Source organism: Streptomyces sp. NPDC056987 (assembly GCF_042673865.1).
In the GTDB taxonomy this organism is placed as follows: Bacteria; Actinomycetota; Actinomycetes; order Streptomycetales; family Streptomycetaceae; genus Streptomyces.
On the sequence record NZ_JBHURV010000001.1, the window covers coordinates 187,368 to 206,543 of the forward strand.

Genomic DNA, 19,176 nt, shown 5'->3' on the forward strand with positions numbered 1-19,176 from the left:
CGCGGTACGAGGTACGAACGTCCGGCGCGCTCAGCGGGCCGCCCTGGCCGCCTCGGTGGAGGCGACGGCGTACGTCAGCAGCTCCGCGTCGAGCAGCGTGGCGTCGCCGAGCCGGTGGGCGCCGGCGTAGGAGTTCATCATGGCCTTCGCGGTGCGCAGGGCGGAGGGGGAGCGGCGGAGCAGGGGTCTGGTCCAGCGGGCGATCGTGGCGTCCAACTGGTCCTCGGGGACGACCTTGTGGAGGATGGACAGCTCGGCCGCCCTGGCGGCGTCGAAGTTGTCGGCGGTCAGGACCAGTTCGCGCAGGCGCGCGGCGCCCGACTCGTGGAACATGCGCGCCATGATCCCGCCCCAGGCCGGCGGGACGCCGAGCCCCAGCTCCGGCAGCCGGAACCGGCAGTTGTCGGCCCCGGCCCGCAGATCGCAGAGAACCGCGAGCCCCACGCCGGCCCCCACGACGGCGCCGTGCAGCCGCGCGATGGTCACCACCCCGGTGTTGGCCAACAGGTCGCACACCCGGCGGGCCTTGTTGCCGAGCGCCCGCATGGCCGCGTGCCCGTTCTCGTCGGAGAGCAGCGAGGGGAATTCGCGGCGGTCCCCGCCCAGGCAGAAGTCGTCGCCCGTCGCGGAGAGGATCAGCACCCGGATCTCGGGGTGGTCGTCCAGTGCGCCGAGAACGGAAAGGAGTTCGTCGAGAAGAAGTCCGGAAACAGCGTTGCCGGTTTCCGGACTGTCGAACCGAACCGTCAGCAGGGGGCCTTCATGTATGACCTGAAGAGCCTTGAGATCGTCGAACATGGCGTCCTTGTTTTTGTGGGAGCGGAGCGACTCTGGAGGGTCTGGAGGGGAAGAGCGCGCGCGGAGGGGCGGGTGGGAAGTGAGGGGCAGGAAGAAGGGGCGGGAAAGAAGAGACGGGGGAGAGGGGCGGCTGGGGCCGGGGAGGAATTGGCTGAAACGATTCGCCGGAGCGGGTGGTGGGGTGCCGCGCCGTTCTCAGGCGAGGGCCACCTTGAACTCGGTGATCCGCCGGAAGGTCACCTGGCCGGCCCAGGCGGGTGGTGCGGCGAGCCGCAGCCCCGGCAGCCGGTCGAGCAGCGCCGTGAGCAGGGACACGCCCTCCAGCCGCGCCAGCGGCGCGCCGAGGCAGTAGTGGATTCCGCTGCCGAAGCTGAGATGGGACGCGCCGCGTCGGACGTCGAAGACTTCGGGGTCCTTGTACTGCCGCGGGTCGTGGTGCGCGGCACCGACCATGAGCTGCACCATCTCCCCGCGGAGGACCTTCGCGTCGCCCAGCGCGGTGTCCTCGGGCGCCACCCGGCTGATCATGTGGATCGGCGGGTCGTAGCGGAGGGATTCCTCCACCGCGCCGGGTATGAGCTCGGGACGGGCACGGAGCTGGTCGAACCGGCCGGGGCGCCGCAGCAGCATCAGGGCCATGGTGTTGAGCAGGTGGGTCGTGGTCTCCAGCGCGGCCTCCAGGACGAAGAAGGCCAGGGAGTGGACCGCCGCGTCCGCCTGTTCCCGGTCGGGCTCCATGGCGTCCCACGTCCTGATCCAGGAGGAGATGGGATCGTCTCCGGGCGCCTTGCGCCGTTCCCGTATCACTTCGGCGAAGTAGTCCTGGAGCCGCTGCGTCGCGAGATCCGATCGCGTGAGTTTACTGGGGGGCGGAAACAATTCCTGAGTGAGCACTTGTTCATTGACGAGTGACCGGAGCAACGGGTAATCGTCGGCGGGCAGTTCGAGCCATCCGCCTATCGACATCACGGGCAATTGCTCGGCTATCAGTGAATTGAAGTCCGCCTCCCCCGACCTCAGTTCATCCTCAAGTATGTCGAGCAGTCCTGCCACTGCTCTGTCCATCGACATCTTGATCTGTTCCAGGAACCCCCTGTCGAAGAGGGTTCCCGTGGAACGGCGCATTTTCGTGTGCAGCGGCGGATTCAACATCGGGAGTGTTTTCGCCGCTTGCCGAGAGGCGGGTGAATGCCAGCGTGCGTCATTGCCCTGGCTGGTTCGCCACGTGTCGTCGGGGACCTTCCACTCCCTGCTGCGGAGCACCTGATCGCACAGGTTGTACGAGGTCACCAGGTGTCCGCCCCATGGGGCGGGGATGGTGTCGCCCAATTCCCTCAATTCTGCGTAGAGCGGTAGAGGATTTGACTGCCCCTTCGCGGAGCGCAGTCTGGAGAACAGAGAAACGATGGTCCGTCGGTCGACGGCGGCGGAAGTCAGGGAGGGATCCATGGGGACTCCTTGTCAAGAAATCACGCGGGATTCGCCAGCCCTGTCTACCCTTGTTCCGTAACGCTCATGCAGCAGTCAGTCACTCGGTGTTGTCGCCAATCTCACGCTTTCCACCACGTGAGGAAGCCGCTCCAGAAGCCGCCCTTCTGCGCACGCCCCCGATGTTCGGCGGGCTGTGCGGCAGCGCCCGGTGCACGAAGAGTGCCCGGGGCACGGGAAGGCGACGGCGCCTCTTGTTTCCGCACCGGTGTGAATCGCGCGGGGAGCGTATTGAGGGCGCGGTGGATCGGACCGGGCCGCCAGGTCAAGTTGTCGGCGGGAACGCTGAGTTCGACATCCGGCAGGCTGTTGAGCAGCTTCTCGATCGCCAGCACCGAGATGAGCATCCCGAGGTCCTTGGCCGGGCAGGCGTGCGGCCCCGCCCCCCACGCGAGGTGGGCGCGCTTGCTGAGCGTCTGACGGCTCGTCGACAGGCTCGGGTCGGTGTTGGCCGCCGCGAAGCTGATGACCACGGGGTCGCCCGCGTCCAGCTTGCTTCCGGACAGATCCACGTCGTACACCGGGTAGTGCACGGCGTAGTTGGCTATCGGCGGGCTGTTCCACAGCACGTCGTTGATGGCGTCCTCGACGAGGAGACCCGCGCCGTTCTGGTCACCGGCGTACTTCGAGTCGGAGAGCAGGAGGAGCAGGGCATTGCCGATCACGTTCTGCGTCGGCTCGTTGCCGGCGCCCACGAGGGTGATGAGCTGATGGATCATCTCCTCGTCGGTGAGCCGCGCCGGATGCTGCATCAGCCAGGAGGTGATGTCGTCGCCGGGCTGGGCGCGCTTGAGGGCGACCAGCTCCAGCAGAGCCTCCGTCGTCACCTCGTTCGCCTTCTCGACGTCGACGCCGTCCATGAGGCTGGCGATGCCGAAGACCAGCCGGTCGCCGATCTCCGCCGGGCAGCCGAAGAGGTCGTTGAAGACCAGCAGCGGGAGGAGTTGCGCGTAGTCGGTGACCAGGTCGACCCGGCCCCGGCTGGTGAACTGGCTGATGAGGTAGCGCGCGACACGGTCCACGTGCCGGCTGACCCGGTGGGTGTCGACCCGGCCGAGCGACTCCGTCACCGCCTGACGCACCCGCATGTGCTCCGCGCCGTCCGAGAAGAGACAGTTCGGACGGTAGGCCATCATCGGGACGATGGGGCTGTCCTGCGGAATCCGGCCCTCGTTGAGCGCACGCCAGCGGCGTGAGTCACGGACGAAGGTGTCGGGGTTCTGGAGTACGTGGAGCGCTGCGGCGTAGTCCGTGACGAGTGACGCATTCACCCCCGGGGCCAGTTCGACGGGCGCGGCGGGACCGAAGTGCCGCATGTAGGTGTAGAACGCGTCCGGGTCCCTGGCGAACTCCTGCGTGTACAGGGGGATCCCCTGCCCGCTGTTGTGCGCCGGGCAGCCCGGTGGCGGGGAGGGGAAATCCGAAGGGGATTGCATCTGCCGAAGCTCCTAGTTGAGGCGTGACTGAAGGTAACGGACGAGGGAGATGAGGGCGTTCGCCGAGGAACGCTCGTCCCGCGCGTCACAGCTGACGAGGGGTGTCTCGGGGAGCAGGTCGAGCGCTTCCCGTACCTCCTGGTCCGCGTGGTCCGGCCGGTCGTCGAACCGGTTCACGGCGATCGCGTAGGGGATGCCGTAGTGCTCGACGAGGTCCATCACGGGGAAGGACTCCTCCAGCCGTTCCGGATCGACCAGGACCAGGGCCCCGAGGGCGCCCCGGGTCATGTCCTCCCACACCTGGACGAAGCGCTGCTGGCCCGGTGTGCCGAACAGGTAGAGGACCAGTCGGTCGCTGAGGGTGAGGCGGCCGAAGTCCATCGCCACCGTCGTGGTGGTCTTGCCGGGCGTGCCCTTGAGGTCGTCGATGCCCTCGCCCGCCTGCGTCATCACCTCTTCGGTGCGCAGCGGAGGGATCTCGGACATGGTCCCGATGAATGTCGTCTTGCCGACGGCGAAATGCCCGACCACAAGAATCTTCGCGGCAGTCTGTACCGACTCACGCAAGTAGACGCCGTCATCCAAAACGGGCTTGAAGGCCATTCAGCACCTCCTCAAGTATGTGCCGCTCGACCAGCTTCGCGGGAGGTATGGGGGCACGGGTGACGAGGTGCCCCTCCTGCGTGAGATCGGACAGCAGAATTTTCACGACCCCGACCGGAAGCTGGGTGTGTCCGACTATTTCGGCGACGGAGAGATGGCCGCCCGCGCACAACTCCAGAAGATCGCGCTTCTCAGGGTCGAGATGTCCCGCTCTGGGGGTGTCCTGAGCCGTCGTGACCAGCGTGATCAGTGAGAACTCGTGGTCATCGAGCAGACTGCGGCCGTTGGTGATGACATACGGACGTACTAATTGCGGGGCGACTGGTTCCTGATCCGGCTCTTCTGGTGTGGTCATGCTTTCGTGTCAGCAATCTCGCGAGGGGGACTGGTCAAGGCCTTGCCGAGCTGGCCGACGAGCTGCTGCATACGGAAGGTGATCTCGGCCATGTCCACCTCCGGTGTTGCCGATACGCCGAGATAGGCGCCCTCGCCGGCCGAGATGAGGAATGCCCAGCCGTGGTCGAATTCGACCACCGTCTGCCGCCACTGGGCCCGGTTGTTCGGCGGAGTTCCGCAGAACTCGGCCAGGGTGCGGCTCAACGACTGCATTCCGCTCATCGCGGCGGCGACGGTGTCGGCGTGGTCCTTGCCGACTTCCTTGGAACGGGCCATGAGGAGGCCGTCGGCGGAGACGAGAATCGCGTGACGTGCTTCGGGCACTTCCAGAGCACTGTCAAGCATCCATGACAGATCGTAATTCACTGATTCTCATGCCCTTCACTGCTTGTGTTGTTGAAACGGCGGCCGGACTGCGTTCCGCGCTGGAACGCGCCCATCACGGAAGCGGCCTGCTCGTGGTCACGAGCCGGCGCCTCCGTGGTCTCGGCGGCCGGAACGATCGAGATCGCGCCTCGGCGACGGCGTTTGGGGAGCCCCCCGAAGGTGGTCGTGGGCGCCGCCGGAGTCTCTTCGGGCGGCATCGGGGAGGACGCGGCCACGGTGGGGAACTCCTTGGGCTCGGGCCGGTGCGCGGGCTTGAGCTCCGGCCGCTGCGAGGGCTTGGGCTCGGGCTGGGGAGCGGGCTTGGCCTCGGGCTCCGGCATGGCGGTGAGCAGCTCCTCGGGCAGCAGCACGACCGCGCGCACCCCGCCGTAGGGAGAGGTGGAATCCACGGACACGGTGAAGCCGTACCGCGCGGCCAGCACACCGATCACGGTGAAACCGAACTGCGGCGGATTGCCGAGACCCGATACACCGGGCGAACGCTCGCTCGACAGCAGCCCCGCCGCCCTGGCCTTCTCCTCCTCGTTCATGCCCACACCGGCGTCGTCGACAATGATGCAGACGCCCTTGGGCACCGGCCGGATGTTGATCTCGATGATCGTTTCCGGCGCGGAGTAACTGGTGGCGTTGTCGAGGAGTTCGGCGAGCGTGAGCGCGACGGGCTCCACCGCCCGGCTGACGATCGCGAAATTACTCTGGGCCCGGATTTCCACACGCGTGAAGTGGCGGATACGGCCCTTGGCGCTGCGCACCACGTCGTAGAGCGACGCGGCGGCGCGCTGCCGGCCCAGCCATCCGTCGCAGAGAACGGCGATGGACTGGGCGCGCCGCGCGAACTGCGAGTTCATGTGGTCGATGTCGAGGAGGTCCTGGAGAATCTGGAGTTCCCCGTACTTGTCCTGAAGCTTGGTGATCGCGAGCTGCTGCTCGCTCGCCAGACCCTGAAGCGTCCGCATCGCCGACTTCAGCGCGGTCTTGGTGGCTTCTTCCGCCCTGTCCTTGGCCTCTTCGACGGCCTCGGCGTAATGGTCCTCAAGATTCGCGTAATGCGCCTTGAGCTCTTGTTTCTCCTTTCTCAGCTCGGCAATTGACTTCCTACCGCGAATGATCGCGGTCGCGGCGAGAGGAGTACCAGCGATGAGACCCCAAAGCGCTGGATCCTGGAGGTATTGCGTCATAAGGCTCTCTTCGGGCGAGTAGGCCACCGGGTACTGAATGTCTGGAGAATGCGTTGAGAATGGCTCGCGGTCACAGACATACGGGATAGGCCGCGCACGCTCGCCTGCCGGACTGCCTTGAAAGGCCCGGCTAATGGCATAGTTCTCCCCGGGACGGCGGATTTCTGGGCCGATGCGCTGACTTTCCTTCTATGCCATAGCGGGTTTGGCACCACTTGGCAAGCTCGGCGATCTTATCACCACGGCATGTGCCTCCGGCCAGGTCGTTCTGTTCTCTTTCTGGCGTCTGACGTTAATTCAGCGGTGTTTCCCTTTTGGGGGCGTTGATGATCGTTGGGCGCCGGTCAGGGGCCCGTCCGGCCCCGTGTCGTTGCCTGCCCTTGCGGGCAAACCTCCCTTTTGCGCCATGGGCTGTCACATGCCGGAGGCACGCCCGTGATGAGGTGATGGGGAGGTCGTGGGGAGGTCGTGGTGATGTGTGGGGACGTGCGCGACCGTGAGCGATCGTGTGGAGAGGTGTGGAGGTCTGTGGGTCCCCCGAGACCGGTCCGTGCGCGGTCCGTGCCGCCGTCAATTCGGAGGAGCCCCGGCGGCGGTGTCGTTAGGGTGCGGGAATGGGTGACACATACAAGGATCCCGGCACGCCGGACCGGCGGAGCGCCGCGCGCTACCTGTGGTGGCTGGTGACCAGTCAGCGGGGACGGGTGGCGGCCGGCGCGCTGTGGGGCAGTGTCTGGATGGCCGGCCTCACGCTCCCGCCGTACCTGCTGTCCCGGGCGATCGACGACGGCCTCGCACCGGGCGACGGACCGGCCCTGTGGGGCTGGAGCGGCGCGCTGCTCGCGGTCGGTGTGGCCAACGCGCTGGTGGGCCTGGCGCGGCACCGCACCATGACCCGGGTCCGGATGGACGCCACCTTCCGTACCGTACGTGTCGTGGTCCGCCAGGCGACCACGCTCGGCGCCACACTGCCGCACCGGATCACGGCCGGAGAAGTCGTCACCATCGGCATATCCGACGTCATCGCGATGAGCCAGGCCCTGACCGTCACCGGCCCCGGCGTCGGCGCGGCCCTCGCCTATGTCGTGGTCGCCGGGCTCCTGATGTCCGTGTCACCGGTCCTCGCCGCCGTCGTGCTGCTCGGCGTACCGCTGCTCGCGGTCGTACTCGGCCCGCTGCTGGGGCGGTTGCAGGGCAGGGAGGCGGCGTACCGCGAGCGGCAGGGCGCCCTCGCCGCGCGCTTCGTCGACATCGTCGGCGGGCTGCGCGTGCTCGGCGGACTCGGCGGCAAGGACGTGTACGCGGCGCGCTACCGGCGCGACTCGGGGCGCCTCAGGGACGAGGGGTACCGGGTCGGGGCCGTGACCAGCTGGATCGCCGCGTTCGGCGTCGGCCTGCCCGCGCTCTTCCTGGCCGTCGTGACCTGGCTGGCGGCGCGGCTGGCCGCCCGGGGAGAGATCTCCCTCGGTGAACTCGTCGCGGTGTACGGCTACACGGCCGTTCTCGTCGTCCCCGTCTGGTTCTTCATCGAGGGCGGCTACGACGTGAGCCGCGGCCTGGTCTGCGCGCGGCGGGTCGTACGGTTCCTGGCGCTGGAGCCCGAACACGCCGACGCGGACGCGCCTTCCGGAGCCGACGCGGACGCGCGTTCCGGAGCCGGCGCGGATCCGGCCGACGGGGACAACGGCGGTGCGCCGGGGCGGGCACCCGCGTCCCCGGCCCCCTTGCGCGATCCCGCCTCCGGCGTCGAGGTGGTGCCCGGGAGCCTCACGGCGCTCGTCGGCGCCCGCCCCTCGGACGCCGTGGAAGTGGCCGACCGGCTGGGCCGGTTCACCGCCTCGGGCGCCACCTGGGGCGGGGCCCGGCTCGACACGATCCCCCTCCGCGACATCCGCGACCGCGTCCTCGTCGCCGACAACGAGGCCGACCTCTTCGCCGGCACCCTCCGCGATGCCGTCGAGGGCCGCCGACGCCGCGAGGACGAGGCCGTCGAAGCGGCGATCGCCGCCGCCGCGGCCCAGGACATCGTCCTCGGCCTGCCGGACGGCCTCGACTCCGACCTCCTCGGCCAGGGCCGTAACCTCTCCGGCGGTCAGCGCCAACGGGTGCGGCTGGCACGGGCGCTGCTCGCCGACCCCGAGATCCTGATCGCCGTCGAACCCACCTCGGCCGTCGACGCCCACACGGAAGCCGCGCTCGCCGCCGGGCTGCGCACCGCCGGGCGGGCCGCACCACCCTCGTCACCACCACCTCCCCGCTGATGCTGGAGCACGCGGACACGGTCCACTACCTGGTCGACGGACGTACGGAGGCGGTCGGCACCCACCGGGAACTGCTCGCGGAACAGGCGGGCTACCGCGCCCTCGTGGCACGCGGTACGGAGGACGACGAGCCGGACCGGTACGAGGAGGCCGTGCGATGACCGTGGCCGAGAAGAACGAGAAGAACGAGAAGAACGAGAAGAACGACAAGAGCGAGAAGAACTCGGCGAACACGTCGAGCACGTCGAACACGGAGAGCGCCCTGAGGACGTCGGCCGGACTGCCCGTGGCCGATCCCTCGCGGGTACGCCGTGCCGCGCTCGCGCTGGTGCGCCAGGACGGACGCGCCTTCGCCGCCGCGATCGGCCTCAACGCCCTCGCGGCGATGGCCGGTCTCGCCGGCCCCTGGCTGCTCGGCCGCATCGTCAACACCGTCCGGGACGGTGGCGGCGTGGCCGCCGTCGACCGGTACGCGCTGATCATCCTGGTGTGCGCGCTCGTCCAGCTCCTGCTGACCCGGTACGCCCGCTACGTCGGACACCGCTTCGGCGAACGGACCTCGGCCCGGATCCGCGAACAGTTCGTCGACCGGGCGCTCGGGCTGCCCGCCCCGGTGGTGGAGCGGGCCGGCGCCGGCGATCTGACGGCGCGCGGCACCACCGATGTCACCGCCGTCGGCACCACACTGCGCGACGCGGGCCCGGACGTCTTCATCGCCGGGATCCAGGTGCTGTTCATCCTGGGCGCGGTCGTCGTCCTCGCCCCGCCGCTCGGCGCCTGCGGGCTGATCGGCCTGGTCGGCATCTGGTTCGCGACGCGCTGGTACCTGCGCCGGGCGCACACCGCGTATGTGGCGGAGGGTGCGGCCAACTCGGCGCTGGCGGAGATCCTTTCGTCGACGGCGGCGGGCGCGCGCACCGTCGAGGCGTTCGGGCTCCAGCAGCGCCGCCTCGACGCCTGCGAGGAGGCGGTGAAGCGGTGCGAACGCACCCGTACCAGGACCCTGTTCCTGCGCAGCGTCCTCTTCCCCGCGGTCGACGCCTCGTACATCGTCCCGGTCGTGGCCGTCCTGCTGGCCGGAGGCGCGCTGCACGACCAGGGCCTGGTGAGTCTCGGGGCCGTCGTCGCCTGCGCGCTGTACATGCGCCAGCTCGACCAGCCGCTCGACGAGATCCTGCGGTGGGTGGAGCAGGTGCAGAGCAGCGGGGCGTCGTTCGCCAGGGTCGAAGGGCTGGGGGAGACGCAGGGCGGCCACCGGCCGGGGAGCCCGGATCGGCGGCGCCTCGTTCCGGACGGCGACCGGATCGAGGTCACGGGGGTGCGGTACGCGTACGACGGCGGGCGCGACGTGCTGCGCGGTGTCGACCTGACCGTACGGCCCGGCGAACGGCTCGCCGTCGTCGGACCGTCCGGCGCCGGGAAGTCCACGCTCGGCCGGCTGCTGGCGGGCATCGAGAAGCCGGGGGAGGGCTCGGTCACGGTGGGACGGGTGCCGATCGCCGCGCTCGACCCCGAGGACCTGCGCCGCCAGGTGGTCCTGGTCACCCAGGAACACCATGTCTTCCTCGACAGCGTCCGGGACAACCTCCTGATCGCCGCGCCCGGCGCCACGGACCCGGAGCTGCGCGCGGCCCTCGCCACCGTCGGCGCGGACTGGGCCGACGAGCTGCCGGACGGCCTCGACACCGTGCTGGGCGCGGGCGCGGGCGGGGTCGAACTGGACGGCGCCCGCTCGCAGCAACTGGCCCTGGCCCGCGTGGTGCTGGCCGACCCGCACACGCTGATCCTCGACGAGGCGACCGCCCTGCTCGACCCGGCGACCGCGCGCCACGCGGAACGGGCACTGGCGGCGGTCCTCGACGGCCGTACGGTCATCGCCATCGCCCACCGCCTCCAGACGGCGCGCGACGCGGACCGGGTGGCCGTGATGGACGACGGCCGGCTCACCGAACTGGGCACGCACGACGCGCTGGTGGCCGAGGGCGGCGCGTACGCGAAGCTGTGGGGCTCATGGCACGGGGACGCGTCGCGGTAGCCGGCCCCCGGCTACGTCAGCCCCCGGCTACGCCAGCCCCCCCGGCTACGCCAGTCCCCCGGCCCCCGTCAGGCCACCGGCGCCGGGGGCGACGGCGTGAGCTGCTCCGCGAGCCAGGTGGGGACGCCGCCCAGGAGGCGGAAGAGCCGGGCCGCCTCGGCGCGCAGCCGGGAGGCCTCCGGTTCGGGTTCCGCGTCCGCCAGCGCCGCCAGCGCCGGGGCCGTACCGACCAGGTACCCCAACTCCTCCCGGATCCGCAGGGATTCGCCGAAACCGTGTCGCGCCTCGGCCAACTCCCCTTCTCTCAGGGCCAGTCCGGCGAGATGGCGCCAGGTGAAGGAGAGCAGCAGTGTCTGGCCGTGCGCCGTCGCCGCGGCGTGCGCCCTGCGGTACGCGGCGCGGGCCGACTGAGGGGAGTCCGAAAGGTGTTCGGCGACCAGCCCGCGCCGGAAGTCGAGCAGGGCGCGGCCCGGCGCGGTCGGGTCCAGCAGCGCCGCGGCCCGTCCCAGGGCCGAGCGCGCCTCGTCCGCGCGGTCCCGGACGCCGAGGACGGTCGAGGCGTAGGCGAGATGCCCCCGTTCGCACGCCGCGGCGCCCCGCTCGCGGTCCTCGCGGGCCGCGGCCTCCGCCGAGCGCAGCGCGTCCTCGGCCTCCGGCCAGCCGTCGCCGGTGAACAGGCAGCGCTCCACGAGCAGCGAGGCCCGCTGGAGCGCCGGGTCGGGGGAGTTGGCGTGCGGCGCCAGCAACGCGGCCGCGTCGGTCCAGCAACCGCGTGAGCGCAGCCGCCATACCGCGGTCTGGAGCGGGTCGTCACCAGCGGTGGTTCCGGAACCGGACATGGCGGTATACGCCACATTGCCCTCCCCAAGCGCGCCATTGTGCTGTTGAGTGTGGACGCATCTCAGCATGGATCAGCACGCCGGGCCAATAGGTCAGGTGAAAAAATTCACAATCACTTGGGCGCCGGGGGTGGTATTGGGGGCGCGCGGCCCGGGTGCCCACCGTGGTTCCGATCCCGCCGTACGGGGCAGGGCCGACGGCCGTCACCTCTGCCACCTGGGGTGATCGCCCCGCCCCGGGACGAGGTCGGGCGGCCGCCGCCGGTCACCGCCCGCCCGCGGCCCGGCGTGGCTCCCGCGGGACCGTGCCGCCGAACTCCCCGTGGCCGGTTCGGGTGACGGCGGTCAACGGGACGCGACAGCGCGCGCGGCGGTCCGCGGGGTGGGTCCGTGAGGCAGTCCGTGGGACGGTTCGAGTGGCGCGGACGTGGCCGTCCGAACGGCAGACCTAGCTCATGCGCAGTGCCAGGAAGAAGTCCAACTTGTCCTCCAGGCGCGACAGGTCGCGCCCCGTCAGCTGTTCGATCCGGCCCACCCGGTACCGCAGCGTGTTCACATGCAGATGCAGTCGCGCCGCGCAGCGGGTCCAGGAGCCGTCGCAGTCGAGGAACGCCTCCAGCGTGGCCATCAGTTCGGCCCGGTGGCGGCGGTCGTAGTCGCGCAGCGGGTCCAGCAGCCGCGCCGTGAACGCCCGGCGTACGTCGTCGGGGACGAACGGCAGCAGCAGGACGTGCGAGGCCAGTTCGTGGTGGCCCGCCGCGCAGACACGGCCCGGTCGGGCCGCCGCCACACGGCGGGCGTGCCGGGCCTCCTCCAGGGCGCCCCTGAGCCCCTCGGCGGAGTGCACCGCGGCGCTCACGCCGAGCGTCAGCCGGCCGTCGTCCCCGAGTCCCGCGGCGAGCGGCGCCCGTACGGCGGCCAGCAGCGCGTCCGCGTGCAGCCGGGGATCCGCCGGCCCCGTACCGCCCGCCGCCTCCGCCGCCCGCGCCGAAGCCGCCCCGGATTCCCGCGCCGAGGCCGCCCCCGACAGCGTGGCCGGAGCCGCCCCCGCCCCCGGCGCCGAAGTGGCCGGAACCGCCCCCGGCGCCGTCGGCCGGACGGGATCCGGCGCCGGTGTCCCCGGGCTCTCCTCCGCCGCCGTCAGCGGTACCAGCGCGATCGCCTCATCACCCATGTGGGCTACCGCGATCCGGTCCCCCGAGTCGGCCCCCGCCGATCCCGCCGGTCCCGCCGCCCCCACCAGGATCTCCTCCAGCAGCGCCCGCACCACCGGGGCGCCGTCGCCGCCCCCTCCGGCGGGATCCGGCTCCGCCGCCCACTCGATCCGCGCCACGACGACCTGCCAGTGCGGCACGGCGCCGCCGAGCCCCGGCAGCAGGACCGGGGCCGCCACCCGCAGCCGGGCGGCCGTCTCCGCGGGGGCCGCGCCCGCCTGGACCAGCTCCAGGACCTCCTGGGCGAGCCGGCGCCGTACCGTACGGGCCGCGTCCCGCCGGTCCCGCTCCACCGCGATGAGCTGGGTGACGCCCTGGAGCAGGTCGAGCCGCTCCTCCGGCCAGTCGCCCGCGTCCGCCTCGACCGCCAGCAGCCAGCCGGCCAGCGCCGCCCCGCGCTCCCCGGCCGCGTCACCGCCCTGCGCACGGACCGGGAAGAGGGAGTACACCGTGCCGTCGACGGCCGTACGGTACGGGCTCCGCAGGCCCGCGCGCGCGGCAGAGAGATGGTCGCCCGCGAGCGCGGCGGCCCGCGCCGCGGGCAGCGGCGCGCCGGACCCCGCGATCTGCCGCCCGGTGGGGGAGAGCACCCAGGCCCGCAGGTCGAGATCGGAGTCGAGGAGGTCGAGTATCCCCTCGGGACCACCGCCCGCCGGACCCGAGGTCATCAGCCGGCGGTGCCGGTCGACCACGGCCGCCAGATCCCCGGCGCGCACCCCGGAGACCTGGCGGACCACGTGCTCGGTGATCGTGGCGAACGCGACCTTCTCGTGCACCGCGAAGAGCGGCAGCCGGTGGCGGGCGCACGCCGCGACCAGGTCGGCGGGGATGTCGCCCAGCTCCGCCTCGCCCGCCGCGAGCCCGGCGACCCCGGCATCCGCGAGGATCCGTACGAACGGTTCCGAGTCCTCGGCCCCCCGGCGCCAGGCGAGGCCGCTGAGGACCAGCTCGCCGCCCGAGAGATAGCGGCTCGGGTCCCGCAGGTCGGTGGTCATCACCCCGCGCACGGTCCGGTCCAGCTCGTCCTCGCCGCCGAGCAGCCGCAGCCCCAGCGCGTCGGTCTCCAGCAGTGCGCGCAGCCGCATCGTGTCGCCGCCGATCTCTTTCATCGTCCGTCGTCCGGGGGGCCGCTCGCGCGGAGCTGCCACCCCACCGGAAGTGCCTTACGTTGCGATGGGAAGACCTCTCGGTTTCCGCAACCCCATCATTCGTTCGAATCTACAAGACTGAGTGGCGGACCAGCCAACTCCTTCATGGTTTCGGTGACTGCACCGGGCGCGTCGGCGGCTTGTGTACTGGTGGGCAGCCGCGCCGCGGCCGACCGCCGTCCACGCGCCGCTCCAGCCGTTCGGGAAGCGCGCCGCTCCAGCCGTTCGAGAAGAGAGCCACTCATGGACTTCCTTCGTCCCGGAAGCTGGGAGGAGGCGCTCGCCGCCAAGGCCGAGCACCCCACCGCCGTGCCCCTCGCGGGCGGCACGGACATCATGGTCGAGATCAACTTCGACCACCGGCGGCCGGACCGGCTCCTGGACCTGAGCCGCATCCGCGAACTGGGCGACTGGGAGGTCGGCGAGGCGGAGGTAGCGCTGGGCGCGTCCGTCCCGTACACCCGCATCATGGAGCACCTGCGCGCCGAACTGCCCGGTCTCGCCCTCGCCTCGCACACCGTCGCCTCCCCGCAGATCCGCAACCGCGGCGGCGTCGGCGGCAACCTCGGCACCGCCTCCCCGGCGGGCGACGCGCACCCGGCGCTGCTCGCCGCGGGCGCCGAGGTGGAGGTCGCGTCCGTACGCGGCTCCCGGCGGATCCCGATCGACGCGTTCTACACCGGTGTGAAGCGCAACGCGCTCGCGCCCGACGAACTCATCAGGGCCGTCCACATCAGGAAGGCGGACGGGCCGCAGCAGTACTCCAAGGTCGGCACGCGCAACGCGATGGTCATCGCCGTCTGCGCCTTCGGGTTCGCGCTGCACCCCCGTACCCGTACGGTCGGCACGGGCATCGGCTCCGCCGCCCCCACCCCCGTCAGGGCGCGCGACGCCGAGCTGTTCCTGAACGCGGCGCTCGACGAGGGCGGCTTCTGGGACAGCGGAAAGGTCATCACACCGTCGATCGTGAAGCAGTTCGCGGACCTCGCCGCGGCCGCCTGCAACCCCATCGACGACGTCCGCGGCACCGCCTCGTACCGGCGGCGCGCGGTCGGCATCATGGCCCGCCGCCAGCTCGGCTGGGCCTGGGAGCGGTACCGGGCCTCCGGCCACGGGCCCGGCGGACTCGAAGGAGCTGCGTAACCATGCGTGTCCATTTCACGGTCAACGGGCGCGAGCAGGAGGCCGACGACGTCTGGGAGGGCGAGAGCCTGCTCTACGTGCTGCGCGAGCGGCTGGGTCTGCCGGGCGCCAAGAACGCCTGTGAACAGGGCGAATGCGGTTCTTGTACGGTACGGCTCGACGGCGTCCCGGTGTGCGCCTGCCTGGTCGCGGCCGGGCAGGCCGAGGGGCGGGACATCCTCACCGTCGAGGGCCTGGCCGACCACGCCAGAAGGCGCGCCGCCGCCGCAGACGGGATCGCGGGGCGCGACGGGACCACCACCCTCGACGGGACCACCGCCGCCCACGGGAGGGCCGCCGAAGAGGCCGCCGACGGCGACGAACTCGCCCCGATCCAGCGGGCGTTCGTCGACGCCGGCGCCGTCCAGTGCGGCTTCTGCACCCCCGGGCTGCTGGTCGCCGCCGACGAGATGCTGGAGCGCCACCCCTCCCCGAGCGACGGCGACATCCGCGAGGCCCTCTCCGGCAACCTCTGCCGCTGCACGGGCTACGAGAAGATCCTGGACGCGGTCCGCCTCGCGGCCGCCCGGCAGGCCGCCGGCCAGGAAAGGGCGGTGTGACCGCCATGGCCACCACCGGCATCCCCACCAGTCTCACCCAGGGCTCCGGCACCCGCGGCGGCATAGGCGAGTCGACCCTCCGCCCCGACGGCACCCTCAAGGTCACCGGCGAGTTCGCGTACGCCTCCGACCTGTGGCACGAGGACATGCTCTGGGGCCACACCCTGCGCTCCACCGTGGCCCACGCCGAGATCCGCTCCATCGACACCGCCGAGGCACTGGCCACCCCCGGCGTATATGCCGTGCTGACGTACGAGGACCTCCCCGCCGCTGTCACCCACTACGGCCTGGAGATCAAGGACACCCCCGTCCTCGCCCACGGCAAGGTCCGGCACCACGGCGAGCCGGTCGCCCTCGTCGCCGCCGACCACCCGGAGACCGCCCGCCGCGCCGCCGCGAAGATCCGGATCGACTACGCGGACCTGCCGGTCGTCACCGACGAGGCGTCCGCGACCGCCCCCGGCGCCCCGCTGGTCCACGAACACCGCACCGACCACTACGCGGGCCATGTCCCGCACCCCAATGTGCTGCACCGCCAGCCGGTGATCCGCGGCGACGCCGCCCGGGCCGCCGAGCGCGCCGATGTGATCATCACCGGCGACTACGTCTTCGGCATGCAGGACCAGGCGTTCCTCGGACCCGAGTCCGGCCTCGCCGTGCCCGCCGAGGACGGCGGCGTCGACCTCTACGTCGCCACCCAGTGGCTGCACGCCGACCTCGCCCAGATGGCGCCCGTCCTCGGCCTCCCCGAGGAGAAGGTCCGGATGACGCTCTCCGGCGTCGGCGGGGCCTTCGGCGGCCGCGAGGACATCTCCATGCAGATCCACGCCTGTCTGCTCGCGCTGCGCACCGGCAGGCCGGTCAAAATCGTCTACAACCGCTTCGAGTCCTTCTTCGGCCATGTCCACCGCCATCCGGCCAGGCTCCACTACGAGCACGGCGCGACGCGCGACGGCAAGCTCACCCACATGAAGTGCCGGATCGTCCTCGACGGCGGCGCCTACGCCTCGTCCTCCCCGGCCGTCGTCGGCAACGCGGCCTCCCTCTCGGCGGGACCGTACGCCGTGGAGGACGTCGACATCGAGGCCCTCGCCCTCTACACCAACAACCCGCCCTGCGGCGCGATGCGCGGCTTCGGCGCCGTCCAGGCGTGCTTCGCGTACGAGGCCCAGATGGACAAGGTGGCCGCCGCGCTCGGCATGGACCCGGTGGAGTTCCGCCGGATCAACGCCATGGAGCAGGGCACCCTGCTGCCGACCGGCCAGCGCGTCGACTCCCCGGCGCCCGTCGCCGAACTGCTGCGCCGCGTCAAGGCCCGGCCCCTCCCGCCCGAGCGGCAGTGGCTGGTGGCGGGCGAGGAGGCGGACGTACGGGCGCTGCCCGGCGGCCTCTCCAACACCACGCACGGCGAGGGCGTGGTCCGCGGCGTCGGCTACGCGGTCGGCATCAAGAACGTCGGTTTCTCCGAGGGCTTCGACGACTACTCCACGGCACGGGTACGGCTCGAAGTGGTGGGCGGGGTGGCCGTCGCCGTCGTGCACACCGCGATGGCCGAGGTCGGCCAGGGCGGGGTCACCGTCCACGCGCAGATCGCCCGTACCGAACTCGGCGTCACCCAGGTCACCATCGTCCCGGCGGACACCCGGGTCGGTTCGGCGGGCTCCACCTCCGCCTCCCGGCAGACCTATGTCACCGGCGGCGCCGTCAAGAACTCCTGCGAGCACGTCAGGGAGCGGGTCCTGGAGATCGGCCGGCGCAAGTTCGGCACGTACCACCCGGCCTGGGCCACGGCCGAACTGCTGCTGGAGGACGGCAAGGTCGTCACCGACGGCGGCGAGGTGCTGGCCGCTCTGGTGGACGTCCTGGAGGACGAGGCGGTCGAGGTGGAACGGGAGTGGCGGCACCGCCCGACCGAGGCGTTCGACCTCCGTACCGGACAGGGGAACGGCCATGTCCAGTACTCGTTCGCCGCGCACCGCGCGGTCGTGGAGGTCGACACGGAGCTGGGGCTGGTCAAGGTGGTCGAACTGGCCGTCGCGCAGGACGTCGGCAAGGCGCTCAACCCGCTCTCCGTCCTCGGCCAGATCCACGGCGGCTCCACGCAGGGGCTGGGTGTCGCGGTGATGGAGGAGATCATCGTGGACCCCGTCACGGCGAAGGTGCGCAATCCGTCCTTCACCGACTATCTGATCCCGACGATCCTCGACACGCCGACCATGCCCGTCGACATCCTGGAACTGGCCGACGACCACGCGCCGTACGGGCTGCGCGGCGTCGGCGAGGCGCCGACCCTCTCGTCCACCCCGGCGGTCCTCGCGGCGATCCGCGCGGCGACGGGCCTGGAGCTGAACCGGACGCCCGTACGCCCGGAACACCTCACCGGCACCTGACAACCGGCACCCGTCCCGCCCCGAGGAGACCGACCGACATGCTGGACATCGCCGAAGAGCTGCACCGCTGGGCCGGGGAGGGCCGCGACATCGCCATCGCCACCGTCGTGGCCGTCAGCGGCAGCGCGCCCCGGCAGCCGGGCGCCGCCCTCGCCGTCGACGGCGAGGGCGCGGTGATCGGCTCGGTCTCCGGCGGCTGTGTGGAGGCCGCCGTGTACGAGCTGTGCCGGCAGGCGCTCCGCGACGGGAACACGGCCCTGGAGCGCTTCGGATACAGCGACGACGACGCGTTCGCCGCCGGACTCACCTGCGGCGGTGTCATCGACGTCCTCATCACCCCGCTCCGGCCCCGCACCCCCGCCGGGGCGGTGCTCGTGGCGGCCCTCGGCGCCGCCGCGCGCGGGGAGCCCGCGGCGCTCGCGCGGATCACCGAAGGACCGGCCGGACTCCTCGGCCGCGCCCTGCTCGTACGCCCCGACGGCTCGTACGAGGGCGGCCTCGGCGGCAGTCCGGAACTGGACCGTACGGCGGCGGACGAGGCACGCGCCCTGCTGGACACCGGCGCCACGGGCCAGGTCCTGATCGGCGAGCGGGGCGCGCGCTGCGGGCGGCCCCTGACACTGCTGGTCGAGACGAGCACCCGCCCCCCGCGCATGATCGTCTTCGGCGCGGTCGACTTCGCCGCCGCGCTGGCCGGAGCGGGGAAGTTCCTCGGCTACCACGTGACGGTCTGCGACGCGCGGCCCGTCTTCGCCACACGCGACCGGTTCCCAGCCGCCGACGAGGTCGTGGTGGACTGGCCGCACCGCTACCTCGCCCGGACCGCCGTCGACGCCCGTACGGTGCTCTGCGTGCTCACGCACGACGCGAAGTTCGATGTGCCGCTGCTGGAGCTGGCGTTGAGACTGCCCGTCGCCTTCGTCGGCGCGATGGGGTCACGGCGGACCCACGCCGACCGCGACCGGCGCCTGCGCGAGGCCGGCCTCACCCCCGCCGAACTCGCCGCGCTGCACTCGCCGATCGGCCTGGACCTCGGCGCCCGTACCCCCGAGGAGACCGCCCTCTCCATCGCGGCGGAAATCGTCGCCACCCGCCGAGGCGGCACAGGCACCCCCCTGACGGGCGTCCGTACGCCGATCCACCACGACGGTGCGCGTACGGGGCGGCGCCGGCTCGGGTCCGCCGCCTGACCGGCCGGTCCGCCGGGCACCGGTACCTGACGGGGAGCGGGAGGGAAACGGCGCAAGGCGTCCTCTCCGAA

At 71.6% G+C, this 19,176-nt stretch carries 14 protein-coding genes and 1 pseudogene; 6 read left to right on the plus strand and 9 right to left on the minus strand.

All coding sequences use genetic code 11. The features are described 5' to 3' along the window. Nucleotides 1-30 precede the first annotated feature (30 nt). From ACFTZC_RS00745 to ACFTZC_RS00775, 7 genes are all read right to left on the minus strand, one after another. On the minus strand, nucleotides 31-798 hold the full coding sequence (locus ACFTZC_RS00745) for an enoyl-CoA hydratase/isomerase family protein (protein ID WP_382885482.1): 768 nt from the start codon (nucleotides 796-798) through the stop codon (nucleotides 31-33). A 195-nt stretch (nucleotides 799-993) separates the two neighbouring features. Next, nucleotides 994-1,950, minus strand: a complete 957-nt coding sequence (locus tag ACFTZC_RS00750; protein WP_382885484.1) for a cytochrome P450 — start codon at nucleotides 1,948-1,950, stop codon at nucleotides 994-996. Nucleotides 1,951-2,348: 398 nt separating this feature from the next. Then, nucleotides 2,349-3,722, minus strand: a complete 1,374-nt coding sequence (locus tag ACFTZC_RS00755) for a cytochrome P450 (RefSeq protein ID WP_382885486.1) — start codon at nucleotides 3,720-3,722, stop codon at nucleotides 2,349-2,351. A gap of 12 nt (nucleotides 3,723-3,734) precedes the next feature. Then, entirely contained in the window at nucleotides 3,735-4,325 is a 591-nt protein-coding gene (locus tag ACFTZC_RS00760; protein WP_382885488.1) for an ATP/GTP-binding protein, read from the minus strand. Further along, nucleotides 4,300-4,680, minus strand: a complete 381-nt coding sequence (locus ACFTZC_RS00765; RefSeq protein WP_382885490.1) for a DUF742 domain-containing protein — start codon at nucleotides 4,678-4,680, stop codon at nucleotides 4,300-4,302. Before ACFTZC_RS00765 ends, ACFTZC_RS00760 begins: the two co-directional genes overlap by 26 nt. Next, nucleotides 4,677-5,087: a roadblock/LC7 domain-containing protein gene (locus tag ACFTZC_RS00770; protein ID WP_329828071.1), complete on the minus strand. Its 411-nt coding sequence runs from the start codon at nucleotides 5,085-5,087 to the stop codon at nucleotides 4,677-4,679. The genes ACFTZC_RS00765 and ACFTZC_RS00770 overlap by 4 nt, the downstream gene beginning before the upstream one ends. Next, nucleotides 5,084-6,286, minus strand: a complete 1,203-nt coding sequence (locus tag ACFTZC_RS00775; RefSeq protein ID WP_382885492.1) for an ATP-binding protein — start codon at nucleotides 6,284-6,286, stop codon at nucleotides 5,084-5,086. Before ACFTZC_RS00775 ends, ACFTZC_RS00770 begins: the two co-directional genes overlap by 4 nt. Before the next feature lie 614 nt (nucleotides 6,287-6,900). On the opposite strand from ACFTZC_RS00775, the pseudogene ACFTZC_RS00780 reads away from it, so the two are divergent. Both ACFTZC_RS00780 and ACFTZC_RS00785 read left to right on the plus strand, forming a co-directional pair. Beyond that, nucleotides 6,901-8,708: pseudogene (locus ACFTZC_RS00780) on the plus strand (ABC transporter transmembrane domain-containing protein). Next, nucleotides 8,705-10,582 carry an ABC transporter ATP-binding protein gene (locus ACFTZC_RS00785; RefSeq protein WP_382885494.1) on the plus strand — a complete coding sequence of 626 codons (1,878 nt, stop codon included), beginning with the start codon at nucleotides 8,705-8,707 and terminating at the stop codon, nucleotides 10,580-10,582. Before ACFTZC_RS00780 ends, ACFTZC_RS00785 begins: the two are co-directional and overlap by 4 nt. A gap of 68 nt (nucleotides 10,583-10,650) precedes the next feature. On the opposite strand, the gene ACFTZC_RS00790 is transcribed toward ACFTZC_RS00785, so the two are convergent. Both ACFTZC_RS00790 and ACFTZC_RS00795 read right to left on the minus strand, forming a co-directional pair. Further along, nucleotides 10,651-11,421 (minus strand): hypothetical protein, encoded by a 771-nt coding sequence (locus tag ACFTZC_RS00790; RefSeq protein ID WP_382885496.1) that lies wholly within the window; start codon nucleotides 11,419-11,421, stop codon nucleotides 10,651-10,653. A gap of 448 nt (nucleotides 11,422-11,869) precedes the next feature. Beyond that, entirely contained in the window at nucleotides 11,870-13,720 is a 1,851-nt protein-coding gene (locus ACFTZC_RS00795; RefSeq protein ID WP_382885989.1) for a PucR family transcriptional regulator, read from the minus strand. A 306-nt stretch (nucleotides 13,721-14,026) separates the two neighbouring features. Between ACFTZC_RS00795 and ACFTZC_RS00800 the strand changes: the two genes are divergently transcribed. Genes ACFTZC_RS00800 through ACFTZC_RS00815 form a run of 4 tightly spaced genes read left to right on the plus strand, consistent with a single transcriptional unit; the run spans nucleotide 14,027 to nucleotide 19,105 of the window. Continuing rightward, entirely contained in the window at nucleotides 14,027-14,926 is a 900-nt protein-coding gene (locus ACFTZC_RS00800; protein WP_382885497.1) for an FAD binding domain-containing protein, read from the plus strand. A 2-nt stretch (nucleotides 14,927-14,928) separates the two neighbouring features. After that, complete coding sequence (locus tag ACFTZC_RS00805; protein ID WP_382885499.1) at nucleotides 14,929-15,525, plus strand: (2Fe-2S)-binding protein; 597 nt, start codon at nucleotides 14,929-14,931, stop codon at nucleotides 15,523-15,525. Nucleotides 15,526-15,530: 5 nt separating this feature from the next. Further along, entirely contained in the window at nucleotides 15,531-17,915 is a 2,385-nt protein-coding gene (locus ACFTZC_RS00810) for a xanthine dehydrogenase family protein molybdopterin-binding subunit (RefSeq protein WP_382885990.1), read from the plus strand. Nucleotides 17,916-17,953: 38 nt separating this feature from the next. Further along, on the plus strand, nucleotides 17,954-19,105 hold the full coding sequence (locus ACFTZC_RS00815) for an XdhC family protein (protein WP_382885500.1): 1,152 nt from the start codon (nucleotides 17,954-17,956) through the stop codon (nucleotides 19,103-19,105). Nucleotides 19,106-19,176: the final 71 nt, after the last annotated feature.

What these genes read in the sequence shown, in the direction of transcription:
- ACFTZC_RS00745 (WP_382885482.1), bottom strand. Translation starts at nt 798, where the DNA reads ATGTTCGACGATCTCAAGGCTCTTCAGGTCATACATGAAGGCCCCCTG.
- ACFTZC_RS00750 (WP_382885484.1), bottom strand. Translation starts at nt 1,950, where the DNA reads ATGTTGAATCCGCCGCTGCACACGAAAATGCGCCGTTCCACGGGAACC.
- ACFTZC_RS00755 (WP_382885486.1), bottom strand. Translation starts at nt 3,722, where the DNA reads ATGCAATCCCCTTCGGATTTCCCCTCCCCGCCACCGGGCTGCCCGGCG.
- ACFTZC_RS00760 (WP_382885488.1), bottom strand. Translation starts at nt 4,325, where the DNA reads ATGGCCTTCAAGCCCGTTTTGGATGACGGCGTCTACTTGCGTGAGTCG.
- ACFTZC_RS00765 (WP_382885490.1), bottom strand. Translation starts at nt 4,680, where the DNA reads ATGACCACACCAGAAGAGCCGGATCAGGAACCAGTCGCCCCGCAATTA.
- ACFTZC_RS00775 (WP_382885492.1), bottom strand. Translation starts at nt 6,286, where the DNA reads ATGACGCAATACCTCCAGGATCCAGCGCTTTGGGGTCTCATCGCTGGT.
- ACFTZC_RS00785 (WP_382885494.1), top strand. Translation starts at nt 8,705, where the DNA reads ATGACCGTGGCCGAGAAGAACGAGAAGAACGAGAAGAACGAGAAGAAC.
- ACFTZC_RS00790 (WP_382885496.1), bottom strand. Translation starts at nt 11,421, where the DNA reads ATGTCCGGTTCCGGAACCACCGCTGGTGACGACCCGCTCCAGACCGCG.
- ACFTZC_RS00795 (WP_382885989.1), bottom strand. Translation starts at nt 13,720, where the DNA reads ATGCGGCTGCGCGCACTGCTGGAGACCGACGCGCTGGGGCTGCGGCTG.
- ACFTZC_RS00800 (WP_382885497.1), top strand. Translation starts at nt 14,027, where the DNA reads ATGGACTTCCTTCGTCCCGGAAGCTGGGAGGAGGCGCTCGCCGCCAAG.
- ACFTZC_RS00805 (WP_382885499.1), top strand. Translation starts at nt 14,929, where the DNA reads ATGCGTGTCCATTTCACGGTCAACGGGCGCGAGCAGGAGGCCGACGAC.
- ACFTZC_RS00810 (WP_382885990.1), top strand. Translation starts at nt 15,531, where the DNA reads ATGGCCACCACCGGCATCCCCACCAGTCTCACCCAGGGCTCCGGCACC.
- ACFTZC_RS00815 (WP_382885500.1), top strand. Translation starts at nt 17,954, where the DNA reads ATGCTGGACATCGCCGAAGAGCTGCACCGCTGGGCCGGGGAGGGCCGC.